This window comes from Brucella sp. TWI559, assembly GCF_039674265.1.
Classification (GTDB): Bacteria; Pseudomonadota; Alphaproteobacteria; order Rhizobiales; family Rhizobiaceae; genus Brucella; species Brucella chromiisoli.
In genome coordinates, this window is record NZ_JBDJNE010000005.1 from 182,037 (window position 1) to 200,264 (window position 18,228).

The window sequence follows — 18,228 nt, forward strand, 5'->3', positions numbered from 1 at the left end:
CCGATTCATAGCATCGGTACTAAAATACTTAGAGGAGCGCGGGGTTTAACCCGCGCCCCATCCATGTAGGTCTTACTGTTCCAGAACGAATGGAGCAGTGTACTTGTCAACATTGTCCTTGGTGATCAGGAAGCAATCGAAAAGCTGCTTTTCCTGGTCAACGCCGGTCTTGCCAGTCTTGATGAAGTTGTCGGCCTGCTTGACAGCAGCTTCCGAGAAGATCGCAACTGGCTGCAGAACGGTGTACTGCAGTTCACCAGCCTTGATCGCAGCAACGGCATCTGGCGAACCGTCGAAACCACCAACCTTGACCTGATCAAGCTTGCCAGCCTTCTTCAGAGCAGCGATTGCACCAAGAGCCATTTCGTCGTTACCCGAGATAACGCCGATGATGTCCGGGTTTGCCTGAAGCAGAGCCTGCATCTTGTCGTGACCCTGCGTACGGTTCCAGTTCGCAACGTCCTGACCAACCTTTACGAGGTCCGGATACTGCGAAAGAACTGTTTCATAGCCGTTCGAACGCGTGGCAGCATTGTTGTCTGACGGCGAACCGAACAGCTCAACATACTTGCCTTCTTCACCAACGCTCTCAACCCACTGCGTTGCACCAAGTGCTGCACCCTGTGCGTTGTTGGAAACGAGCTGAGCTTTAGCCAAGCCTTCCTGGTTGATTTCAGCGTTTACCAGAAACACTGGAATGCCAGCGGCAACAGCGCGCTTGACCGCACCGACCGAACCATCAGCATTTGCCGGGTCGAGAATGATCGCAACAGACTTGTTGGTAATTGCGGTGTCGATCAGGTTGCTTTCGGTGTTGGTGTCACCCTTGTGGCCGCCAACAACAGCCGAATAGCCGAGGCCTTCAGCGGTTTTCTTGGCGATTTCACCTTCGGTGTACCAGTATGGGTTCGAAGGATCGTTGACCACGATTGAAATCAGACCTTCAGCCCATGCGGTGCTGGCGATTAGCGGCAATGCTGCAGCAGCAGCAAACAGAACGCGCATACCCTTCTTAAACATGTCTCACTCCCGTAACAATTATCATTGAGTTATACCGGTTTCCCGGCGTTACCACTTCCAATGGGCGAGACTTTTAAATGTGGTCGCCGTCTTGGAAAGTTTTCGCTACCCCCGAAGAACCGGCTCCGCCCGGAACGGTGGACGGAGCCGTAACCATCAACGTCGGGAATATTGAATGCTGTTGAGCAGAACCGCGAGCACGATAACCGCGCCGGTAAAGACAGTCTGCCAGTAGGACGATACACCGATGATCACGAGGCCATCGGACAGGAAGCCGATAACAAATGCACCCAGAAGCGTGCCCAGAATTGTACCGCGACCACCCGTCAGCGCAGCGCCACCGATCACGACTGCGGCGATTGCCGTCAATTCGTATGTTGTACCTGCGGTCGGACCAGCCGAAGTCAGCTGCGAAGACAGAACCAGACCAGCGATTGCAGCACAAATACCCGAAATCACATAGACCGAAATCTGCACGCGCTTGACTGGAACACCCGAAAGTTCGGCTGCACGTTCATTGCCACCCGAAGCATAGAGCCAGCGGCCAAATGCGGTGCGATTGAGCACGACTGCAACGATGATCGCCAGAACAGCAAGCACCAGAACGCCAATCGGCACACCAAAAAGCGTGTTGAAGCCAAGCCAGTCAAAACCGGTATTGCCGAGTTCAGGACGGCCACCGAGATTGTTGTAGGTCAGACCATTGGTCATCAGAAGCGCTACGCCGCGTGCGCAATAAAGCACACCAAGCGTCGCCACGAAGGCCGGAACGCGTAGATAAGCGATCAGGACCCCGTTGATGGCACCAACAAATGCACCCAGTGCACAGGTAATGATAACAACCGCCCAGACCGGGAAATAGAGGATCACGCCCAGCTCAGGAATATTGACGCCCTGCATGAGGAAGCCGGCAACAACGCCCGCAAGCCCCAATGTGGAACCGACCGAAAGATCGATGCCGCCGTTGAGGATAACCAGCAGCATACCAATCGCCAAAAGGCCAAAAATGGCCACATGCGACGACATGATGAGGAAGTTATTGACGGTAAAGTAATAAGGCGAGAGGAACGAGAAGGCTGCGATGATCGCAATCAACGCAAAGAACGCACGGCCTTCGAGCAGCAAATGCACGATGCTGGTTTTGCGCTTTGTCCCGGTGGACGCCGCCTTTTTGTCGTTGGTGCTCGTGACTGACATTCTATCAGTGCTCCATAATTATTTTAGTGACCGACCATGGACTCGCCGGAGGCGGCCATGATCTTTTCCTTGGATACATCGGAGCCGAATTCAGCCGAAATGCGTCCACGGTTCATAACGATGATACGATGAGCGATGCTGAGGCATTCGCCGACTTCAGATGTCGTATAAACGACTGCAAGCCCGTCCTTGGCCTTTTCAGCCAGCAGCTTGAACACTTCTGCCTTGGCACCAATATCGATACCGCGGCTTGGCTCATCCAGAAGGATAACCTTCGGCTCAGTTGCCAGCATCTTGCCGATAACGACCTTCTGCTGGTTGCCGCCAGAAAGCGAACCGATCGCGGCTTCGCCGCCATCCGTCTTGATGTGAACGTTCTTGATCGACTGGTCGACGATGTGCTTTTCACGCTTGGTGGAGGTGAAAAGCCCCTTTGTCATTTCGCCGATGCTGGCCAGCGAAAGATTACGGCCAACCGTCATTGTCTGAACAAGACCGTCGCGCTGGCGGTCTTCCGGCACCAGAACCAGCCCCTGATCAATGCGCTGGGCAATTGTGAGCCCCGAAACATCCCGCCCTTCAAGGAGAATGCGGCCAGAACTTGCCTTGAGGCGACCTGCGACCGTTTCAAGAAGTTCGGTGCGGCCTGCGCCCATCAGACCGTAAATACAGACGATCTCACCGGCGCGCACATTCAACGACATGTTATCGACAAGCGCAAAATCACCGGACTTGTCCTGAACAGTCAGTCCTTCGACAGAAAGCGCGACATCGCCCCACTCATAACCAGCCGGAGGCGAACCGAGATCAAAGTTCTCACCCACCATGTTGCGAACGATCCATTCAAGATCGATTTCGGCACGCGGCGCATAAGCGGTCATGGCGCCATCGCGCAGAACCACGGCATGATCAGTAATCTGCAATGCTTCTTCCAGATGGTGCGAGATATAAACAATCGCCACGCCACGCGCTTTCAGGTCACGAATGACCTTGAACAGCACTTCCACTTCCGAAGCGCTCAGCGCCGAAGTCGGCTCATCCATGATGAGAATGCGGGAATTGACCGAAAGCGCACGCGCAATTTCGACAACCTGCTGCTGGCCGAGACGAAGCTCTTCGACAAGGGTGAGCGGATCGATGTCTTCCTCAAGTTCTGCAAGAAGTTCGCGGGTCAGGCGTTCTTCTTCTGCGAAATTGACGCCTGTTGCACCACGAATTTCGCGTCCCATGAAGATGTTGTCGCGCACATTCATATTGGGCGCGAGACTCAGCTCCTGATGGATAATCGAAATGCCGCGATCGCGTGCTTCGGTCGAAGAATTGAAAACCACCGGCTCGCCATCAAGGATGATCGTGCCAGAAGTTGGCTGAATAACACCCGACAAAACCTTCATCAACGTCGACTTGCCTGCACCGTTTTCGCCAAAAAGCGTGGTGACCTGACCGCGACGGATTTCAAAGTTCACGCCCTTGAGCGCATTGATACGCCCATAAGCCTTGGCAACGTCATGTGCGGAAAGAACGACTTCGCCGTGCTTGCCTTCAACTTTGGTCTGAGCGGTCATTTTACTTGCAATTCCACTGGCGTAACCAGCCAGTTCTTCGGGTTGACAAGCTTGAAAACGCCCGTGACCGAAACCGTCTTGCCGACGAGATTGTCAACATCAACGCCTTCGAGAACCTGCTTCTTCATCTCATTGTTGAGCGCGGAACCGGCATTCTGGAACTCAATCTGGTTCTTAAACTGACCGAATTCGATTGTGCCGGTTGCATCTCGCAGATCGGTACCGTTGACAGCCGGACCGGTCTGAACACGAATTGCCATGCCTTCGGGGAAACCATCAACCTTGATGACGTTAAAGTTCGACTTGCGCTCTTCGACTGTGCCCGTGAACTTGACCGGGATAACCGGGTTCACGCTGCCAACACCGTATTTCTTGCCAGCCGCAACCTTGTCAGCAACAAGCGCAGCACCAACTTCGACAGCATCAACTGCACGTTCTTCAACGCTTGCCTTGACCTTCGGAAATTCCGACGCGCCATAAGCTTCAGGTGAGAAAACCTGCTGACGGACATCGGCATCAGATCCGATCTTCACAACTTTCGTATCAAAACCAATTGCACCGATAACCACAACCGCAGCAACCACACTCCAAAGGGTTGCGCGGTTCATTTTGGCGGGTTTCTGTGAAACTTGATTAGCTTGTGTACTCATTATCAAACGCCTTCAGCAAATTATGCCGGATTGTCGTTGGTGAAACGGATGATGCGGCTGAACTTACACAGCCAGGAGCGTGCGTCCATGCTGCACTACCCTTGCTCCCACACATGAGAGGAAGCCAAAAGAGCGGGGCAAACAGGGGTAGAAATCTTAAACATTAAATCCTCCGCATGTCGCCGACACCGCCCCTCCGCGTGGCCTGGAAACAAATATGCCGCCGTCATGTTCTATGATAGCAGCATGTTATCAACTCCAATAATCATGTTATAAAGACCCATATCTGTCAATCGCGTCTTTTCAAAACATCCCGAATTTCGCACAATCCTGCGCCAAAAACTCACAGAGCTCCAGCACAATTCGCGTCCTGTAGCACCATTCTCAAGCAACCTCAACAAGGATAAAGACATTGACCACACATACGTCATTCTTATAAAATTACTAATAAAAACAACAAACTAATTGGGTAAAATACCATCTCTCCTTATTAAGCACTGTGCAGGAAACCCCTCTGCCAAACCGGCAAATTTTGCCGTCATCACCATTTGGTGAAAAAAAATGCTTGTGCACAAAAATTTTACAGACAGACCGATGCCGTTATGTTATCTCAATCATGAGCGAAGGCCTATTTTCATAAAAATCATGGGCCGCGAGCGACAAATTTTGTCGCGGGAAGAAATCCAAATGTCCGCAAAGGACCTGATTGGGAAAGCGTAATTCAGTCATGCGTGGTAAAGGTGATATAATCATCGGCATCGACGCGGGCACATCCGTCGTCAAGGCTGTGGCATTCGACCTGAATGGTCGTCAACTCGATTCGGCGGCTGTCCGCAACAAATACGAAACCGGTGAGCACGGTGCCGTTACGCAATCTCTTTCCCAGACATGGGAAGATTGTGCCAAGGCTTTGCGCGGCCTTGCCGATAAAATTCCAAATTTGAGTGAACGCACCGCCGCGATCTCCGTTACAGGTCAAGGCGACGGCACATGGCTTGTGGGACGCGATAACAAGCCGGTTGGCGACGCCTGGATCTGGCTCGATGCCCGCGCAGCAAACACTGTTACCAGACTTGCAGCAGGACCGATGAACCGCGCGCGCTTTGAAGCGACCGGCACAGGCCTTAACACCTGCCAGCAAGGCACACAAATGGCGCATATGGACAGTTTCGCACCGGAACTGCTTGATAATGCAGAAGTCGCCCTGCACTGCAAGGATTGGCTTTACCTCAACCTCACCGGCGTCCGTGCCACAGACCCCTCGGAAGCCAGTTTCACCTTCGGCAATTTCCGCAATCGCCAGTATGACGATGTGGTTATTGAAGCGCTCGGCCTCATTAAGCGCCGCAGCCTGCTACCCGAAATCGTGGATGGCACTCTGACGCAGCATCCGCTTTCCCCCCAAGCGGCAGCTGCAACAGGTCTGTTGGCCGGAACGCCGGTGAGCCTTGGTTATGTCGACATGGTGATGACCGCGCTTGGCGCGGGCGTCTATTGCGGCACAGCAGATGCAGGCTGCTCGACCATAGGCTCAACAGGCGTGCATATGCGCGCAAAACCCGTCTCCGACATTCATCTGAATGCGGAAGGAACGGGCTATGTTATTGCTCTGCCTGTTCCGGGCATCGTCACGCAGGTTCAGACCAATATGGGCGCGACGATCAATATCGACTGGATTTTGCAGATCGCTGCCGATCTTATGTCAACGGCAGACCAAAAAGTCTCGCTGAACGATCTCATCCCTCGCCTCGACGACTGGTTCAATGCCAGCCGCCCCGGCGCGCTGCTTTACCATCCCTATATCTCCGAAGCCGGAGAACGCGGTCCTTTCGTCAATGCCTTTGCGCGCGCAGGCTTTATCGGCCTTTCGAGCCGCGACCGCTTTCCTGAGCTGGTTCGTTCAGTGGTCGAAGGTCTCGGCATGGCAACACGCGATTGCTATGCTGCGATGGGTGATATGCCTGCCGAATTACGCCTGACGGGTGGCGCTGCACGCTCGCGTGCCCTGCGCAGCACCTTATCTGCAGCAGTCAACGCCCCTGTACGGGTTTCATCGCGTGAAGAAGCAGGTGCTGCCGGGGCAGCAATGATGGCTGCGGTGGCAATCGGCGCTTATCAGAGCATGGACGACTGCATTAACGAATGGGTTGCGCCTCTGCTCGGAGCAAGCGAAGCGCCGGATGCAACGCAGGCGACACGCTATGAAGAACTTTTCGACGCCTACAAAGATGCAAGATTGGCTCTGACACCAATCTGGGACAAGCTTGCAGCCGATCGGTAATCCGCCAATCGGTTGAAATAATAGTTTATTTTGCCGGAGTGCCGGCATCCGAAGGAGCATGAGATGGCTGAACCGGAAACCTACGATCTGTTTGTGATTGGTGGCGGTATCAACGGTGCGGGCGTAGCTCACGATGCAGCCGGGCGCGGCCTCAAGGTTGTGCTTGCGGAAAAAGACGATCTTGCCGAAGGCACTTCGTCACGCTCTGGCAAGCTGGTGCATGGTGGTCTGCGTTACCTCGAATATTACGAATTCCGTCTGGTTCGCGAAGCGCTGATCGAGCGCGAAGTTTTGTTGAACGCCGCACCGCATATCATCTGGCCGATGCGCTTTGTTCTGCCACACAGCCCACAGGATCGTCCGGCATGGCTGGTGCGTCTAGGCCTGTTTCTCTACGATCATCTCGGCGGTCGCAAGAAGCTGCCCGGAACCCGCACGCTTGATCTCAAGCGCGACCCGGAAGGCGCGCCGATTCTCGATCAATATACCAAGGGCTTCGAGTATTCCGATTGCTGGGTAGATGATGCCCGTCTCGTTGTTCTCAATGCTCTGGGCGCTGCTGAAAAAGGCGCGACCATTCTAACCCGCACACCAGTCACCTCGGCGCGTCGCGAAAAAGGCGGCTGGATCGTTGAAACAAAGAATCGCGATACGGGCGAAGTGCGCAGCTTCCGCGCGCGCTGCGTCGTCAATTGCGCAGGCCCATGGGTGACAGACGTCATCACCAATGTTGCCGGTTCAAATTCTTCGCGCAATGTGCGTCTGGTCAAGGGTAGCCACATTATCGTGCCGAAATTCTGGTCCGGTGCGAATGCCTATCTCGTGCAGAATCACGACAAGCGCGTGATCTTCATCAACCCATATGAAGGCGACAAGGCGCTGATCGGTACCACCGATATCGCTTATGAAGGCCGCGCCGAAGATGTGAGCGCGGATGAGAAAGAGATTGATTACCTGATCACGGCGGTCAACCGCTATTTCAAGGAAAAGCTGCGTCGTGAAGACGTACTTCATAGCTTCTCCGGTGTGCGTCCGCTGTTTGACGATGGTAAGGGTAACCCATCAGCCGTCACGCGCGACTATGTTTTCGATCTGGATGAGACCAACGACGCGCCTCTGCTGAACGTCTTTGGCGGCAAGATCACCACATTCCGTGAGCTTGCAGAGCGCGGTATGCATCGCTTGAAGCACATTTTCCCGAAAATGGGCGGTGACTGGACACATGATGCACCATTGCCGGGCGGCGAAATCCCGAATGCGGATTATGAAACCTTCGCAAACAGCCTGCGCGACAGCTACCCATGGATGCCGCGCAAACTGGTGCAACATTATGGACGCCTCTATGGTGCACGCACCAAGGACATCGTCGCGGGTGTAAGTGATCTTGCTGGCCTTGGTCAGCACTTTGGTGGCAATCTTTACGAAGCCGAAGTCCGTTATCTGGTTGCGAAAGAATGGGCGAAAACGGCAAACGACATTCTCTATCGCCGCACCAAGCACTACCTGCAACTCAGTGAAGCCGAGCGCTCTGCTTTCATTGCATGGTTCGACAACGCTAAAATTTCCGCCTGAGGACACCATGGCCCTTACGCTTTCGCTCAATACCAATCCGCTTGTGAACCGCTTTGCTGAGCCGGATGATCTGATCGAAACTGTTGCGCGCGACCTGCGTCTGCGCGATCTTCAGCTTACGCATGAGTTCATCAATCCGAGCTGGCAGGCTCCGACCATTCGTCGCCTCACCCGCGATATGGACAAAGCCTTGCAGCGCACCGGTGTCCGCGTCACTTCCGGCATGACCGGCCCTTATGGACGCCTCAATCATTTCGGCCACCCCGACGCAGATGTTCGTCGCTATTACGTCGACTGGTTCAAGACATTTGCCGATATTATCGGCGATCTTGGCGGCAAATCGGTCGGCACGCAATTTGCGATTTTCACTTACAAGGATTTTGATAATCCTGAACGCCGCGAAGAGCTGATCAAGATCGCGATCGACTGTTGGGCAGAAGTTGCTGAACATGCGAGCCGTGCTGGTCTTGACTATGTTTTCTGGGAACCGATGAGCATCGGCCGTGAGTTTGGTGAAACAATCGCTGAGAGCATCAAGCTTCAGGATCGGCTGACCGCAGCAGACATGGCCATCCCGATGTGGATGATGGCCGACATCGATCATGGCGATGTAACCTCCTCAAATCCTGATGATTTCGACCCTTATGCATGGGCGCGTGCCGTGCCGAAGGTCTCACCAATCATTCACATCAAACAGAGTCTTATGGATAAGGGCGGGCACCGTCCATTCACAGCGGCTTTCAATGCCAAAGGCCGTATCCAGCCGGAACCGCTGCTTAAGGCCTTTGCCGAAGGCGGTGCTGTGGACAATGAAATCTGCCTTGAGCTATCGTTTAAGGAACGTGAACCAAACGACCGTGAAGTCATCCCGCAGATCGCGGAAAGTGTGGCCTTCTGGGCACCGCACATTGACACTGGCGCGGGAGATTTGAAAATATAACTATAAGAAAACAATAAAGAATCGGGGAGCAGGCAGCAGAAAAATGGCAGATGCAGAGGATTCCTTAGCCCTTCGTGCCGCCTGGCTCCATTTTATCGGGGGGATGACCCAGTCAGCCGTTGCAAAACGGCTTGGACTTCCCTCTGTGAAAGCGCATCGATTGATCGCCAAAGCTGTTGCCGATGGTGCCGTAAAAGTGACAATCGACGGCGACATTACGGAATGTATCGATCTCGAAAACCGTCTCGCTGAGCGTTTTAATCTCGAATATTGTGAAGTTACCCCTGATCTGGGCGAGGAAGCCTTACCGCTCGTGTCGCTGGGTAATGCCGGAGCAGAATTTCTGCGCAGAGAGATCGAATTTGGCGACCATGAAGTGATCGGCCTTGGCCATGGCCGCACGCTTTCGGCAGCGGTCAATCACATGCCACGCGTGGCGGCAAAAGAGGTACAGTTTGTCTCGCTGCTTGGCGGTCTGACACGAAACTTTGCTGCCAATCCGCATGATGTGATGCATCGCATCGCCGAGAAGACCGGTAGACCAGCCTATGTGATGCCCGTGCCATTTTTTGCAAATACCGCAGAAGACCGCGAGGTTCTGTTGGCACAAAAGGGTGTAACGACAGTTTTCGAAATGGGCTGCCGTGCCGAGTTGAAAATCGTTGGTCTGGGTACAGTTGATGCCCATGCGCAGCTTGTCACATCAGGCGTGATCGAACTTTCTGAAATGGAAGAGATCGCAAGTCGTGGAGGCATCGGCGAAATGCTGGGTCATTTCTTCGATGCAAACGGTACGCGGCTCGAAACAGGCCTGACAGCCCGCACCATTGCAGCATCGGTTGAAAATGCAGATATGAGCCGCATCATTGGTCTGGCGGGTGGTCTTTCAAAAGCCCAAGCTATTCGCGCTGTGCTCAAAAGTGGACGCCTTTATGGTTTGATCACCGATGAGCGCACTGCAAGAGTGCTTGTGCAGTAAACACAAACTGATCGACAAAATATCACAAAATCACATTTTATATAGATTGGTTTGTGATTTTGTGTTTTAAGTTTGCGCGATCAGCAACCATGTTTTGAGATCGGAAACACCTTGAAACGCGACGACAGAAGACAGGCGATCATCAATCTGCTGATTGAAAATCATGCAGTCGATCTTGACGATCTGGCCGAGCGTTTTTCTGTGTCCAAAATGACCATCCATCGCGATCTGGATTCGCTTGAAGAATCGGGCGTGCTGCGCAAAGTGCGTGGCGGCGCAACGATGGATGCCGGTTCTCAGTTTGAAAGCGATTTCCGTTTTCGCGTTCAGCAGGACAATGAAGCAAAGATTGAGATGGGGCGTGCAGCCCTTGACCTGATCGAGCCCGGCATGACCGTGATGATCAATGACGGTTCCACCGCTGCGGTTCTGGGCAGCATGTTGATTGAGAAGCGCCCGCTGACTGTGATCACAAACAATGCAGTCATCATCGAAAACCTCAAGGGTGAAGGCGGCATCAATCTGATCGCGCTCGGCGGCGTATTTTCAGCAAAGTTCAATGCCTTCTTCGGCCTGTTGACCGAGGAAGCCCTGTCAAAACTCAGCGCAGACATTGCCTTTATTTCCGCGCCTGCGGTCAATGGACGCCTCGTTTATCATATGGATGAAAATGTCGTCCGCACCAAGCGCGCCATGACCGCATCGGCAACCCGCACATGCCTTCTGGTCAATCATCAACGGTTCCGCCGCACAGCCTTGCATGTGATGGCTGATCTTGGCGATTTTGATGCGATCATTACGGATAAATCTCCGGGCGATGCCCTTGTAGCCGAACTTGAGCCGGCGGGCATCAAACTGACAATTGCAGAATAAACACGAAAAGAAAGAGCATTCGAGCATGTCCAAATTCTGGGTTGGTACGAGCTGGAAAATGAACAAGACGCTTGCGGAAGCGCGCGCTTTCGCGACTGCATTGAAGGACGCCGACAGCGGTCGTTCGGCAGACATTCAGCGCTTTGTCATTCCACCGTTTACCTATGTTCGCGAAGTAAAAGAAATCCTGTCGGACACTTCCGTCAAGGTTGGCGCACAGAACATGCACTGGGCTGATCAGGGCGCATGGACCGGTGAAATCTCGCCGCTGATGCTGAAAGATTGCAACCTCGACATCGTTGAACTGGGGCATTCAGAGCGTCGCGAACATTTTGGAGAAACCAACGAAACCGTTGGCCTCAAGGTCGAAGCAGCTATTCGTCATGGCCTGATCCCGCTGATCTGCATCGGGGAAACGCTGGCAGACCGAGAAAACGAACGCGCTGCGGAAGTGCTGGCAGAAGAAGTGCGCGGAGCACTTTCTCAGCTTTCGGATGAACAGAAGAAAGCTGAAATCCTGTTCGCTTACGAACCCGTATGGGCGATTGGTGAAAACGGCATTCCAGCCTCGGCAGACTATGCCGATGCGCGTCAGGCCGAAATTATTGCGGTTGCAGAAGGTATCCTTGGCCGTCGTGTTCCTTGCCTTTATGGCGGTTCGGTCAATCCCGGCAACTGCGAAGAACTCATTGCCTGCCCGCATATCGATGGCCTGTTCATTGGCCGTTCGGCATGGAACGTGGAAGGCTATCTCGACATTCTGGCGAAATGCGCCAAAACCATCAAAGCTAATTAAGGAGCAATATCATGAAAGTAGCAGTAGCAGGCGACAGCGCTGGCGAAGGTCTGGCCAAGGTTCTTGCAGATCACCTGAAGGATCGTTTTGAAGTGTCCGAAATCTCCCGCACGGACGTTGGTGCAGACGCATTCTATGCAAACCTCTCGGACCGTGTGGCATCCGCCGTTCTCGACGGCACCTATGACCGCGCAATTCTGGTTTGTGGCACCGGCATCGGTGTTTGCATTGCAGCCAACAAGGTTCCGGGCATCCGCGCAGCGCTGACCCACGACACCTATTCGGCAGAACGTGCAGCACTTTCCAACAATGCGCAGATCATCACGATGGGCGCACGCGTTATCGGTTCGGAAGTTGCAAAGACCATTGCTGATGCGTTCCTTGCACAGACCTTTGACGAAAATGGCCGTTCGGCTGGCAATGTTGACGCAATTAACGAAGTCGATGCCAAGTACAACAAGTGCTGATTTTTTGACACGTTGAGACACAAAAAAAGCGGCGGGTTTTCCCGCCGCTTTTTTATTGCCGTAATCAGAAAATCTTAGCTGAACTTCGGGTCCAGCGAACCATCACGATAGCGCTTGGCCATTTCCGAGAGCGGGATCGGACGAATAGCCGAAGCATGGCCAGCCGTTCCGAACTGCTCGAAACGATCCTTACAGAGCTTCGTCATCGCAGCCATTGCAGGCTTCAAATACTTGCGTGGATCGAACTCGCTCGGATCTTCCTGCAACACGCGGCGGATCTGGCCCGTCAGCGCCATACGGTTATCGGTGTCGATGTTGATCTTGCGCACGCCATGCTTGATGCCGCGCTGGATTTCTTCAACAGGCACACCCCATGTTGGCTTCATCTTGCCGCCATACTTGTTGATGATTTCCTGCAAATCTTCCGGCACCGAAGACGATCCATGCATGACAAGATGCGTGTTTGGCAGCTTGCGGTGAATTTCTTCGATCACGTTCATTGCAAGCACGGAACCATCAGGCTTACGACTGAACTTGTAAGCGCCATGCGAAGTGCCCATGGCGATTGCCAGCGCATCGACCTTGGTTTCACGCACGAATTTCACAGCTTCATCTGGGTCAGTCAAAAGCTGGTCATGCGAAAGCTGACCTTCTGCGCCGTGACCATCTTCTGCTTCACCCATGCCGGTTTCGAGCGAACCGAGAACACCAAGCTCACCTTCAACAGAAATGCCGCCAAGATGGGACATTTCACTGACCTGACGCGTAACCGAGACGTTGTAATCCCAGTCAGCAGGCGTCTTGCCGTCAGCTTTCAGCGAGCCGTCCATCATGACGGAGGTAAAGCCTGCCTGAATGGCGGTCATACACGTGGCAGCTTCGTTGCCATGATCAAGATGCACGCAAACCGGAATATGCGGATAGATTTCCGTAACAGCATCCATCATGTGACGCAGCATGATATCGTTTGCATAGGAACGCGCACCGCGCGAAGCCTGCAAAATAACTGGCGCATCGGCAGCATCGGCCGCTTCCATAATAGCAAGCGCCTGTTCCATGTTGTTGATGTTGAACGCTGGAACACCGTAGCTATGTTCAGCAGCATGGTCGAGCAATTGACGCAGCGTAATACGTGCCATCTGAGTTTCCTCCTAATTAATTGCGCGAACGCGCATAATATTCACCAAGAACATCGACTTCTTCCGCAACACCGAACACCAGCGCACTGCGCTCGTGATAGGTTTCGGGAACGATATCGAGGATCGGCGTGGAACCGTTGGTTGCCTTGCCACCAGCCTGCTGGCTGAGGAACGCAATCGGATTGGCTTCATAAACGAGACGCAGTCGGCCCTTTTCGTAACCCGGTCGCGCATCGTCCACATAGAAAAAGATACCGCCGCGCTGCATGATGCGGTGCATGTCGCCGACCGCTGCACCCAACCAGCGCATATTGAAATTGCGTCCGCGCGGACCGTCCTTGCCGTTGTAGCAATCATCGACATAGGCCTTCATGCCCGCCGAGAGATGACGATAAACGGATGCGTTATAGGCGAGATCGGATGTACGCTCCGGAAGCGTCACATTCTTTCGGGTGATCTGGAAGAGGCCGCTGACCGGATCAAGCGTTGCAAAAAGAACGCCTTCGCCGACCGAGAAGGCGAGATCAATCGAATTGCCGAACGAGACATAGCCTGCTGCCAGCTGACGATTGCCGGGCTGAAGGAAAGGCTGTGCCGTATCCGCAGGGAAGATAGAGAAAATGGTGCCGAGCGGCGCGCCAAGACCGACATTGCCGGAGCCATCAAGCGGGTCGATTGCAACGGCAACCAGCCCATCAGCCTTGCCCGGAACAGGCAGGTCCGCTTCTTCCGACAAAACCGATGCAGCACCTGCTGCAATCAACAACTCGACAAAAAGATTGTGCGCGCCAACATCAATGCTCTTCTGCTGGTCCTGATCGCTGTTAACGCCAACGAGCTTGCCGGGATCACCAGGAATGGACCCTCGCGCAATACGGCCCGCAAGGCGACCGGATCCAGCCAGAATTGCTTTAATCACATTGCTTGTTGCAAGGCGCAGACTGTCCTGCCCCGCCCAGCCATCAAGATATTCACCGGCAGCTTCTGCATCAATGCGATCATTGTCGCCAGCCAGAACCAGTGGAGCGTAATTTCCTGCCATCGTCATTGACCCTGCTCCTGAACAAGAAGCAGTTCCAGCACGTGGGAAGCGAGGGAAACGGAATTCATTTACTGACAATCTCCATGCGGATGTCTTCAAGACACGCCCGATAATGGGCTGAGACAGGGAGGACGTAACACCGTTCTGATATCATCACAATGATGTGGATAACATTATAACGATTTAAATGTTAGATTATGTTTTAAAATCATGTTAATTCACGACACGCACCGTCATTTCATCGGGTGACAGACATATATGGCGCCATATCGGCCCCGTGGCCGTATTGATCTTGCCTATAATGTGCCCGTGCCGGACATCGGAAAATGGCCAATCCTTGCTTAAAAAGACCGGCCTCACGTCAGAGGAAAGCCCGTCTGATCTAGCTCCACTTCAACCCATTGAGCTTGGCCCGAAGCTTCTGGGTTATCTTGACGGCCACAAACGCAGCCGTTTTCTGGATACGTGGTTTCAATTGATTGTTCACGAGTGAACAATCTCAGGCTGCGAAGGAACCCATAAAAAAGGCCGGAAACCAATTGTCTCCGGCCTTTGATCTTAAATAAGACCTTCTTCTTTCAAAGCCTTCTGAGCCGCAGGGCGCGCCATGACGCGTTCGCGCAACGCGAGGGCTTTTGGATAAGCAGAGAGATCAACGTTCAACATCAGGCCCCAGCCCATGACCACGGCGGCATATGCATCTGCCTGCGTGAAGTCTTCGCCCAACCAGTAGGAATGACCATTCGCAAGCATTGCTTCTAACTGGCCCATGCGGCGATTGATTGAAGCAATTACTTTAAGCTTCGCATCATCAGAAAGATCAGGCGCAAACAAGCCACTGAAAGCCACGTGCAGATCACTGCAGAAACCGAGCGCCTCCTGTAAGCGCGCGCGTTCGATCGTGCCATAGGCTGGCTTGAAAGCTGCAACATCGGAATGATCACCAATATACTGGAGAACAGCAGCATTCTGCGTGATCACCACACCCGGTTCAATCTCAAGTGCAGGAACAGCACCACGTGGATTGATTTTAAAATAATCAGCACCGCTTGCGATCTTCTTTTCCTTAAGATCAACCGCTTCGAGATCATAGGTAAAACCTGCCTCGATCAGAACGATGTGCGGGGCCAGAGAACATGCACCTGACTTATAATAAAGCTTCATTATTGACTCCGTTGGGATTTGTTTCCCGGCGGGATGTAGCACCTTTAAGCTGGGAGAAAATATTTCTGTATATCACAATATTGGGAGCAATTTTCTATTCCCACTTCCCTCCGCGGATTCGTTTGTTCACACGCGCTATCGATAGCAATCAAACCCAGTCTGATAACCATAAACACCGCGCCAAAAGCAATGCCGTAAACGCTGGATGCACTGAACACATTGAACAGATACTCCCTCTCCCGGACCGATAAGCGCGGGAAACCACTCGCCCTTTAGCGCGGCAAATATTCAAGATTTGACATTTGATAGGTATAATTTGACAAATGTCATCTACCTATATTGACATACGTCGAATTGTTTGTGATTTTTGCCATGCGTGGTCAAGGAGGATGCCGTGCAGACGTTCTTGAAAATTGAAACCAAAAAAATCGTTCGCAGAGGATGCCGCCCTTTACAACGGCATTGTCGCCTGCAAATCCACATTCCGCTTTATTCGGATGGGTATTCAGCAGCGCGACGGCAAAAAGATTTGGCTATGCCGCGAAGAAATTGAGTATTCCACGCCCGATGACGCTCTAAAATCTGGCATTTCCATCATCGAAGGCGCGCATTCCTACCGAACGCTTCGCGTTTTCGGAAGAAATCGCAGCCATCGCAGTCTTTATGGCATCAAACGGCGCGAACATGATAAATGGTTCAGACCTTCTGATTGATGGTGGAGACACACTTCTTTCACAAAGCAAATGGTCTCACGCTTGTTCGTTACCAAAATACGGCATTAAAATTTCAGAGCGGGAACTTATCTCTCGCCTTCAATAGGTGCAAAATGCAAAGATTTATTAACAATCCGGATGAAGTTGTCGAAGACACCGTCAAAGGCTTTATCAAAGCCCATAAAGATCTGGTCCGGTTGTCGTCGGAAAACCCGCGTGTTGTTGTCGCCCAAAATGCACCAATCGAAGGTAAAGTTGGCGTTATTACTGGCGGTGGCTCGGGCCATGAACCTGCTTTTATTGGTTACACCGGTAAAAATCTCCTCGACGCGGTGGCTGTAGGAGAGCTTTTCTCGTCGCCAACCGCCAAGAGCTTTTATGATGCAGCCCGCGAAGCCAATGGTGGAAAGGGTGTTGTCTGTCTCTATGGCAATTATGCCGGAGACAACATGAACGTGAAAATGGCGATAAAGCTTGCTGCCAAGGCCGGAATTGAAGTGCTGACTGTTGTCGCCAATGATGATGTCTGCTCGGCCCCTGCCAGTGAACGGGAAAAACGTCGCGGTGTTGCTGGCGAAATCTTCATGTGGAAGATCGGTGGTGCAAAAGCTGCATCAGGTGCTAGCCTTCTTGAAGTACAGGCAAGCGCGCAGAAAGCCATCGATAATTGCCGCTCAATCGGTGTTGGTCTTGGCCCGTGCACACTGCCGGCGGTCGGGCATCCAAACTTCACGATTGAACCCGGAACGATGGAAGTCGGTATCGGTCATCATGGCGAGCCGGGCGTGCGTGTCGAACCGTTGAAGCGCGCCGACGAGATTGCCCGGGACATGAGCAAGATCGTTCTCGACGATCACGATCTGCCGGAAGGCACCGAAGTTGCCGTTCTGGTTTCCGGGCTTGGCGCCACGCCAGTCAACGAGCTCTATATTCTCAACGATACCATTGAGCGGGAGATCACCGCACGCGGCCTCAAGATCTATCGTACCTATGTCGGCAACTACTTTACCTCGCTTGAAATGGTTGGCGCAACACTGACAGTCATGGCGCTGGACGATGAACTTAAGACGCTTCTGGATGTCGAAGCCCGGTGCACGGCAGTTCTCTAAGAAAGAAATATATCATGCAGACATTCAAAAATGCCGGATCGGGTGAAATCGTTCTTTCGCTTGCAGACAGAATTATCGAAAACAAAGCTTATCTCAGCGAAATTGACGGAAAAATCGGTGATGGCGATCACGGTGTAAATATGGCCAAGGGCTTTGGCCTTGCAGCCGAGCGCATGAGAAATAAGGACGTCTCGCTTGCAGAAGGTCTTGATACGTTAGGCACAGTTCTGCTCACCGAAATCGGTGGGTCAATGGGGCCGCTTTATGGTGTGATGTTCAACGAATTCGCAGAAAAGCTGGAAGGCGTTGAGAATATCGATGCTGCCACTTTTAGCGCGATGCTTCATGCCGGTCTTGAAGGCATCCAGTCAATCGGTTCAGCAAAGCTTGGTGACAAGACGCTGCTTGACACGCTGATCCCGGCAATCAATGCTTTTGACGAGGCCAATAACGATGGTCAGTCCTTCTCCGAGGCCCTTGATGCACTCTCGGTGGCTGCTGAAGCCGGTCGCGATTCCACGCTTAATCTCGTCGCAAAAATCGGACGTGCAAGCCGCCTCGGCGAGCGCTCGCTAGGGGTTCTCGACGCGGGTGCAACATCCTGCGCGCTGATTCTGACGGACTTGTCTGCGCAGGCAAAAAAACGTCTTCAGCAATAAGTCTGCATAGAATTTGAATTTGATGTCTGAAAACTGTGTGAGCAAACACGTTCAGCCATCAA

Annotated in this window: 16 protein-coding genes and 1 pseudogene; 10 read left to right on the forward strand and 7 right to left on the reverse strand. The window is 52.9% G+C overall.

Annotated elements, in window-relative coordinates; genetic code table 11:
• Positions 1 to 72: 72 nt before the first annotated feature.
• The 4 genes from ABE530_RS09260 to ABE530_RS09275 all read right to left on the reverse strand — a co-directional run bounded on the left by ABE530_RS09260 (position 73) and on the right by ABE530_RS09275 (position 4,432).
• Entirely contained in the window at positions 73 to 1,020 is a 948-nt protein-coding gene (locus ABE530_RS09260) for a D-ribose ABC transporter substrate-binding protein (RefSeq protein WP_265983988.1), read from the reverse strand.
• 156 nt (positions 1,021 to 1,176) lie between these two features.
• The gene (locus ABE530_RS09265) at positions 1,177 to 2,217 is read right to left on the reverse strand and encodes an ABC transporter permease (RefSeq protein WP_187547098.1); all 1,041 of its coding nucleotides are present in this window, start codon (positions 2,215 to 2,217) and stop codon (positions 1,177 to 1,179) included.
• 23 nt (positions 2,218 to 2,240) lie between these two features.
• Positions 2,241 to 3,782, reverse strand: coding sequence for a sugar ABC transporter ATP-binding protein (locus ABE530_RS09270; protein WP_499694341.1), 1,542 nt, complete (start codon positions 3,780 to 3,782; stop codon positions 2,241 to 2,243).
• Positions 3,779 to 4,432: a DUF2291 family protein gene (locus ABE530_RS09275; protein ID WP_499694342.1), complete on the reverse strand. Its 654-nt coding sequence runs from the start codon at positions 4,430 to 4,432 to the stop codon at positions 3,779 to 3,781. Before ABE530_RS09275 ends, ABE530_RS09270 begins: the two co-directional genes overlap by 4 nt.
• 727 nt (positions 4,433 to 5,159) lie before the next feature.
• Between ABE530_RS09275 and ABE530_RS09280 the strand changes: the two genes are divergently transcribed.
• The 7 genes from ABE530_RS09280 (at position 5,160) to derI (ending at position 12,340) form a co-directional block, all read left to right on the forward strand.
• A complete protein-coding gene (locus ABE530_RS09280) occupies positions 5,160 to 6,713 on the forward strand; it encodes an FGGY-family carbohydrate kinase (RefSeq protein WP_265983985.1) in 1,554 nt (517 codons plus the stop codon).
• A 63-nt stretch (positions 6,714 to 6,776) separates the two neighbouring features.
• Complete coding sequence (locus tag ABE530_RS09285; protein ID WP_499694343.1) at positions 6,777 to 8,285, forward strand: glycerol-3-phosphate dehydrogenase; 1,509 nt, start codon at positions 6,777 to 6,779, stop codon at positions 8,283 to 8,285.
• A gap of 7 nt (positions 8,286 to 8,292) precedes the next feature.
• Positions 8,293 to 9,225 carry a TIM barrel protein gene (locus tag ABE530_RS09290; RefSeq protein WP_499694344.1) on the forward strand — a complete coding sequence of 311 codons (933 nt, stop codon included), beginning with the start codon at positions 8,293 to 8,295 and terminating at the stop codon, positions 9,223 to 9,225.
• A gap of 43 nt (positions 9,226 to 9,268) precedes the next feature.
• Complete coding sequence (locus ABE530_RS09295) at positions 9,269 to 10,204, forward strand: sugar-binding transcriptional regulator (protein ID WP_265983982.1); 936 nt, start codon at positions 9,269 to 9,271, stop codon at positions 10,202 to 10,204.
• 111 nt (positions 10,205 to 10,315) lie between these two features.
• Positions 10,316 to 11,077, forward strand: coding sequence for a DeoR/GlpR family DNA-binding transcription regulator (locus ABE530_RS09300; RefSeq protein WP_265983981.1), 762 nt, complete (start codon positions 10,316 to 10,318; stop codon positions 11,075 to 11,077).
• A gap of 25 nt (positions 11,078 to 11,102) precedes the next feature.
• On the forward strand, positions 11,103 to 11,873 hold the full coding sequence (locus ABE530_RS09305) for a triose-phosphate isomerase (RefSeq protein ID WP_265983980.1): 771 nt from the start codon (positions 11,103 to 11,105) through the stop codon (positions 11,871 to 11,873).
• Between the two features lie 11 nt (positions 11,874 to 11,884).
• Positions 11,885 to 12,340: a D-erythrulose-4-phosphate isomerase gene (gene derI, locus ABE530_RS09310; RefSeq protein ID WP_499694345.1), complete on the forward strand. Its 456-nt coding sequence runs from the start codon at positions 11,885 to 11,887 to the stop codon at positions 12,338 to 12,340.
• A 74-nt stretch (positions 12,341 to 12,414) separates the two neighbouring features.
• On the opposite strand, the gene fba is transcribed toward derI, so the two are convergent.
• The 3 genes from fba to gst form a co-directional block, all read right to left on the reverse strand.
• Entirely contained in the window at positions 12,415 to 13,479 is a 1,065-nt protein-coding gene (gene fba / locus ABE530_RS09315; protein ID WP_265983978.1) for a class II fructose-bisphosphate aldolase, read from the reverse strand.
• Positions 13,480 to 13,495: 16 nt separating this feature from the next.
• Positions 13,496 to 14,527 carry a class 1 fructose-bisphosphatase gene (locus ABE530_RS09320; protein ID WP_499694346.1) on the reverse strand — a complete coding sequence of 344 codons (1,032 nt, stop codon included), beginning with the start codon at positions 14,525 to 14,527 and terminating at the stop codon, positions 13,496 to 13,498.
• 552 nt (positions 14,528 to 15,079) lie between these two features.
• Entirely contained in the window at positions 15,080 to 15,685 is a 606-nt protein-coding gene (gene gst / locus ABE530_RS09325; RefSeq protein ID WP_499694347.1) for a glutathione transferase, read from the reverse strand.
• A gap of 594 nt (positions 15,686 to 16,279) precedes the next feature.
• Between gst and ABE530_RS09330 the strand changes: the two are divergent.
• The 3 genes and pseudogenes from ABE530_RS09330 to dhaL form a co-directional block, all read left to right on the forward strand.
• A pseudogene (locus ABE530_RS09330) lies at positions 16,280 to 16,417 on the forward strand (SDR family oxidoreductase); the annotation flags it as partial.
• Between the two features lie 94 nt (positions 16,418 to 16,511).
• On the forward strand, positions 16,512 to 17,507 hold the full coding sequence (locus ABE530_RS09335) for a dihydroxyacetone kinase subunit DhaK (RefSeq protein WP_265983975.1): 996 nt from the start codon (positions 16,512 to 16,514) through the stop codon (positions 17,505 to 17,507).
• Between the two features lie 14 nt (positions 17,508 to 17,521).
• Complete coding sequence (gene dhaL / locus ABE530_RS09340; RefSeq protein ID WP_499694348.1) at positions 17,522 to 18,166, forward strand: dihydroxyacetone kinase subunit DhaL; 645 nt, start codon at positions 17,522 to 17,524, stop codon at positions 18,164 to 18,166.
• Positions 18,167 to 18,228: the final 62 nt, after the last annotated feature.

Coding starts and splice junctions, on each gene's coding strand:
- ABE530_RS09260 (WP_265983988.1), bottom strand. CDS start 1,020: ATGTTTAAGAAGGGTATGCGCGTTCTGTTTGCTGCTGCTGCAGCATTG.
- ABE530_RS09265 (WP_187547098.1), bottom strand. CDS start 2,217: ATGTCAGTCACGAGCACCAACGACAAAAAGGCGGCGTCCACCGGGACA.
- ABE530_RS09270 (WP_499694341.1), bottom strand. CDS start 3,782: ATGACCGCTCAGACCAAAGTTGAAGGCAAGCACGGCGAAGTCGTTCTT.
- ABE530_RS09275 (WP_499694342.1), bottom strand. CDS start 4,432: ATGAGTACACAAGCTAATCAAGTTTCACAGAAACCCGCCAAAATGAAC.
- ABE530_RS09280 (WP_265983985.1), top strand. CDS start 5,160: ATGCGTGGTAAAGGTGATATAATCATCGGCATCGACGCGGGCACATCC.
- ABE530_RS09285 (WP_499694343.1), top strand. CDS start 6,777: ATGGCTGAACCGGAAACCTACGATCTGTTTGTGATTGGTGGCGGTATC.
- ABE530_RS09290 (WP_499694344.1), top strand. CDS start 8,293: ATGGCCCTTACGCTTTCGCTCAATACCAATCCGCTTGTGAACCGCTTT.
- ABE530_RS09295 (WP_265983982.1), top strand. CDS start 9,269: ATGGCAGATGCAGAGGATTCCTTAGCCCTTCGTGCCGCCTGGCTCCAT.
- ABE530_RS09305 (WP_265983980.1), top strand. CDS start 11,103: ATGTCCAAATTCTGGGTTGGTACGAGCTGGAAAATGAACAAGACGCTT.
- derI (WP_499694345.1), top strand. CDS start 11,885: ATGAAAGTAGCAGTAGCAGGCGACAGCGCTGGCGAAGGTCTGGCCAAG.
- fba (WP_265983978.1), bottom strand. CDS start 13,479: ATGGCACGTATTACGCTGCGTCAATTGCTCGACCATGCTGCTGAACAT.
- ABE530_RS09320 (WP_499694346.1), bottom strand. CDS start 14,527: ATGACGATGGCAGGAAATTACGCTCCACTGGTTCTGGCTGGCGACAAT.
- gst (WP_499694347.1), bottom strand. CDS start 15,685: ATGAAGCTTTATTATAAGTCAGGTGCATGTTCTCTGGCCCCGCACATC.
- ABE530_RS09335 (WP_265983975.1), top strand. CDS start 16,512: ATGCAAAGATTTATTAACAATCCGGATGAAGTTGTCGAAGACACCGTC.
- dhaL (WP_499694348.1), top strand. CDS start 17,522: ATGCAGACATTCAAAAATGCCGGATCGGGTGAAATCGTTCTTTCGCTT.